Consider the following 5,384-nt stretch of genomic DNA (forward strand, 5'->3'; position numbering starts at 1 on the left):
AAGGAAATACCCGGACTCACAAGCTCAGACTCAGCCGGGTTTTGCACCGTGATCAAAGCAGTAAAACGTCCGTCAGTGCTGGTGTGCAGCATATCCGTTCGCGTAACTTCTTCGACGATACTCTGCTCTCTATAAGCAGTCATAAAATTACCGAGTTCTCCGCAGGGCTCAACCATGGCCGTCGCATTTGGGGTGGCCTTTTAAACACGGATCTTGGCTTTCAGAAAGGCAGTACGGCTTTTGGCGCACAGAAAGACCATCATCCTGTGGCAGGCCAGCCCAGAGCCCAGTTCAGCAAATACACAGCAACACTGTCTTACTTGCGGCCATTCACACTGTTACAGGAACGTTTTCGCTTTTCCTCACTGGCCACGGGGCAGTGGAGTCAGGATGTACTTTACGGCCCCGTACGCTTCAGTATTGGCGGTCTTAACTCTGTTCGAGGATTTCGTGATCAATCGCTGAGCGGTGACAGCGGCGGCTATTGGCGTAATGAGTTGAGTTGGATGACACCCATCACTCTCAGCGGCTTTGATCACGTGTTCCAGAGTTTCTCCGCAACAGCTGCTTATGATGCTGGCGTGATTCATGGTGGAAAATATAACAGTCGCCTGCATGGTCGGATGACCAGCCGGGCGCTGGCCTTTGCTCTGCAGGGTAAACATTTGAGCACCTCAGTGACTCTGGCGGAGTCACTCAGTCGGCCTGATGCTATTACCGAAAAAGAACACCCAGTCTGGTTCCAGATCAGTGTAAAGATTTAACCGATTTATCTCGTTGCATGTGTGCCAAGCGGTACCTCTAAAACAAACACAAAGAATAAACACTTCTGGATGCCTCAGGAGCCGAGAAGATATGGATATAACCAGAAACGCTGGCCGTTTTACCGCATCAGTTCTTATCTACCTGCTGACTGTGAATCCCGTTCTGGCTGCAGGCATTGCGCTGGATAATCAGTTTAATGATAACGCCAGCTTGTCCCAGACCAGCTTGTCTCAGGCCAGCAATGGTGTGCCCATAGTGGCTATTGCCACTGCCAATGGGCAGGGGCTTTCTCATAACCGGTTTAGTGAATACAACGTCACCAGCAGTGGCATTATTCTCAATAACCTGGCCACTGGTTCTGCTACTTCACAATTAGGTGGTGTGCTGGATGCCAATGGTAACTTGAACGGTATCAGTGCCAGTTTGATTCTGAATGAAGTGACTGGCACCAACCCAAGTTTGCTGCAGGGTTATACCGAGGTGTTTGGAACCCAGGCTGATGTGGTGGTTGCTAACCCCTACGGCATTACCTGCAACGGCTGCGGTTTTATCAATACACCCCGTGCCACACTAACGACCGGTACACCCATTATTGAAAATGGCGTGTTAACACAGCTGGACGTGAACGGTGGATCAGTAGCCATAGAAGGCCTTGGGCTGAATGCCAGCAATATTGATCAATTTGATATTATCACTCGAGCTTTAACCCTGAATGCTGAACTCAATGCTAAAGAACTCAGCATTATCACTGGCCGGAACACGGTAGATTACCAGGATCTGTCAGGCACTGTTAAAGCATCGGATGGCACAACGGCACCTGTATTTGCTCTTGACGCTTCAGCCTTGGGAAGCATGTATGCCAATAGTATTCATCTGATAGGAACGGAGACCGGTGTGGGCGTCCGCTCCCTGGGCGATATCGCCACACGTAGTGGAGATCTTAGCCTGAATGTGAATGGCAATCTGTCATTGAACACAGCATCAGCCCAAAATATCACCCTGTCCTCAAGTCAGGACATTGCCCTTAACGGTGATGTTTATGCTCTCAATCAATTGAGCGTCAGCGCACAGGATACAATAACCGTAAACGAAACCGTGGCCGCTGGCACCAGCGCCGTTTTAACTGCCCGAAACCTGGCGCAGCAAGGCAACCTGCTTGCAGGTATTGAGAGCGACGGCACTCGCAACAATTCCGGTGAGCTATCCGTGACAACGCAATCACTCGTTAATACCGGAACGATGCTTGCGACCGACCAGTTGCTGATTAACACCAATACGCTCGATAACCGTAATGCCAGCCTGTTATCGAATAATGCCTTAACGATAACCGCAGACACGCTGGATAACAGTGGCGGCCTGATCGATGCAACAAGCGATGTGCACATCTCAACGACCGGTCTGCTAACCAACCGTGACAGTGCCAATAACACTGGTGTTCTTAACAGCAGCACCGGCAATATTACTCTGACAGTTGATAGCCTGGTTAACAGCGGACAAATTCAAGCTGGTGTCGGGGCGCTGGCTATTACTACGACAGGTGTCGTTGATAATCAGCAAGGTACGCTAATTTCACAGAGCACGAGCCTGAATGCCAGTGAGCTGAACAACACCGGTGGCCGGATTGTCGGTGACACAGTGATTCTTAACAGTCAGTCCACCATCAATGATCAAGGTCAGGTTCTGGCGGGTTTGGGTGGTGTATCCATTTCAGGCAGTGATGTAAACAACCAGAATGGTCTTATCGAGAGTGCTTCTTTTTTCACATTAAACCTAACGGGGTTGTTTGATAATAATGGTAAAGGAAGCCGTATACGCTCACTGGGGACCGGTAATATTCTCTCCAGTATCACTGCTGCAAAAATCAATAATGCCAATAACGGTCTGATCGAAACCAACAACAGTCAGCTTACGCTGGATACAAGCTCAGGCTCGGACCGTGAAGATCTGCTGAACGACAACGGTACAATTCGCCATACAGGAAATGGCATAGTCACGGTCAAGGCTACTCACTGGAATAACGGCCATGGGTCAGTCATTTCTGACGGAAACCTGAAGGTTACAGCAGATACTGTGACTAATATCAGCGGCTTTATTTCATCAGGGCTGTCTCACTACCAGATTACTAACAGTCTTGATAATACGCAGGGGCGCCTGGAAAGTGGTTTGCTTAATATTACTGCTGGCTCTCTGCTGAACCACGGTGGTTATGTTGTACAGTTCGGTGATAGCGATCAAACGATTTCTATTGCTGATGTTTTCGATAATGGTGACCGTCGCTCTCCACCAGGTCACCTTCTGACCGCAGCGAACAATGTCTCAGTTTCTGCCAGCCTGTTGCTCAACAGCGGCCAAATAAACCATACCGGTTCGGGCGCTCTAACCCTAGGAGCCAGAAGCGTTGAGAACCAGGGAACCATAGGCAGTGATGGCAGCATTCATTTTAATCGTGGTCGCTATTTCAGTGACCTTACCGGAGTTGTGCAGGCCAGTGAGACACTGTCTTTTACTGGAGAAGGTGTCGACAACTTTGGCGGTAGCCTGTCAGCAAAAAATGTGACTGCCAATATAGAGCGAGGTTCGTTCTACAACACTGGTAAGCTCGAAGCCCTCGACAGCTTCACTATCAATGTTTCAGATTACATCGGCGATGATGGTTCTCTTCGTTCTCTTTCTGAAACCGGCGACAGTCAGTTAACAGCGCGCTCTTTTTTATCCCTGAGCAACGGCAGCCTATCTACAAATAACGAAAATCTGTTTATAACTGCACCTGAGCTAAATGCACGTCAAGGGCAAATTACCCACGCAGGTAACGGGACTCTTCAGTTCAATGTAATGAATCTGTCTGGTGACCTTGACGTTGGTACAAATGGGTTTTTAGCTGCTGATGTTATTAGCAACTGGAATCTAACCGGGGGAGACATCTCCGCGGATACTCTGCGTTTCAAAGGTTCTGACAGCATAACCAGTCTTGCAAGTATTGAAGCCAATCATCTGGATATCAATCTTGGTGGTGATCTGAATGTTGAAAGCGGCGTGCTGACACAGCGTGGTACTGATCCACAGATCATTGCTGCTAAAAATATTATTAATACGGGAGCTATTTCTTCAAATGCTTCCACTCTTACCTTCCAGGCCGATTCAATTACTAATGATGGGCGTGTACTGCACTATGGGCTAGAAGGGTTGCTAGCGCATGTATCAGGAACATTCGTAAATAGTTTTGAGTGGATTAGTAATGCCAAGGCCAGTATCACAGCAGACGAAATCAGAAACACGAGAGATATCACAAGCCAGAATATGACATTGAATGTACGCCTTTTGGATAACGAATATGGGCGTATTCACAGTTTTGGCGACCACTTGAATATCAATGTTCAGCAAAACTTCATCAATAGACAGGGAATAATCTGGAGTGAAAACGGCGCAATATTGAGTGCAGATCAACTGCATAATGCTAACGGAAGGATAGAAGCTAAAAATACGATTGATTTCACCCTTAATGAATTTGTCCAGAACTATGGAGCTGTTCTGAATGCGGGCGAGAGCATCACTGTGAACAGTGATGGAAATTTGAAAATCGATGGAAGCTTCAGAGCTCAGGGCGACTGGCGATTTAACATCGGTGGTACCTTTTTTAACAGTGCTTATCTCGCGACTCAAGGTGATATTACGATCAATGCGGGATCTCTATTCAGTGAAATAGAAACCTCTATCGCAGCAGGGAATGATCTGGTCCTGAATGTCACGAGTGATATTGCCGATGATGGCTATGTCTACTTGACGGCCAAGAATGATTTATTTGTGACGGCGGCGCGCATCTTTAACACGGAGTCTGTTTTTGCCGCGGGCCGGGATGCAGTGTTTAACTTGAGTGGCAATAGCACAAATAATGGTCTGATTTTCGCTGGTCGGAATCTTTCTGTATTCAGTCAGGGACGATTCCTGAACCTGCGAGGAGACGTTTTTGCCAGCCAGGATTTTGTCTATGCGCTTGACAACACGCTGGCGAAAGGCGGCGTTCTGGAAAACCGTTCTGGAACAATAGAAGCCTTTGGCGGTGATTTCAGTGCCTACGCTGACAACGTTATGAATACCAAGGATGTTTTCGAACATCAGGTATTTGAAACAACAGCACCGATTCAGCAGACCTGCTCGGATTGTAGTGGTGATAATTACTCTGGCAATCTGATTATTTCAAGTTATATCTCGGATGTTATTACTCAAGACTCACCTGCTGCCCAGATGCTAGCCGCCGGGAACCTTGTGATTGAAACCGGGGATGGCAATATTGAGAACGCTTATAGCCAAATTCTTGCGGGCGGTGATATTACCCTGACGGGAACACGCCTGACCAATACCGGTTTTTCCAGTGGTGAAAAAGTCGTCACGGAAAGCCGCTCAGGGCGTATGACCGATGGCACCTATGAGCGAACCTACGACAACCATGTCAAGCCTTACAACAAAAACAAGGTTGAGTGTACCTGGTGCCAGAGTGATGGGAATGAAACGGTTTACCGGGTTCATGGCGGTACCATTCCTGCTGCACTGTATGCAGCCCCCTGGTCTGAAGACAGCCGTATAGAAACCTACATTCCCCTGGTTGAGAGCCCTGGATTAAT

At 48.0% G+C, this 5,384-nt stretch carries 2 protein-coding genes; both read left to right on the plus strand.

Features of this window, described 5'->3' with window-relative positions; translation table 11 throughout:
* A partial coding sequence (locus QMA35_RS20730; RefSeq protein ID WP_281649053.1) for a ShlB/FhaC/HecB family hemolysin secretion/activation protein occupies positions 1-764 on the plus strand: 764 nt, incomplete at its 5' end.
* Between the two features lie 91 nt (positions 765-855).
* A partial coding sequence (locus QMA35_RS20735) for a filamentous hemagglutinin N-terminal domain-containing protein (RefSeq protein ID WP_281649054.1) occupies positions 856-5,384 on the plus strand: 4,529 nt, incomplete at its 3' end.

Source organism: Parendozoicomonas sp. Alg238-R29, from assembly GCF_947331445.1.
Taxonomy (GTDB): domain Bacteria; phylum Pseudomonadota; class Gammaproteobacteria; order Pseudomonadales; family Endozoicomonadaceae; genus Sansalvadorimonas.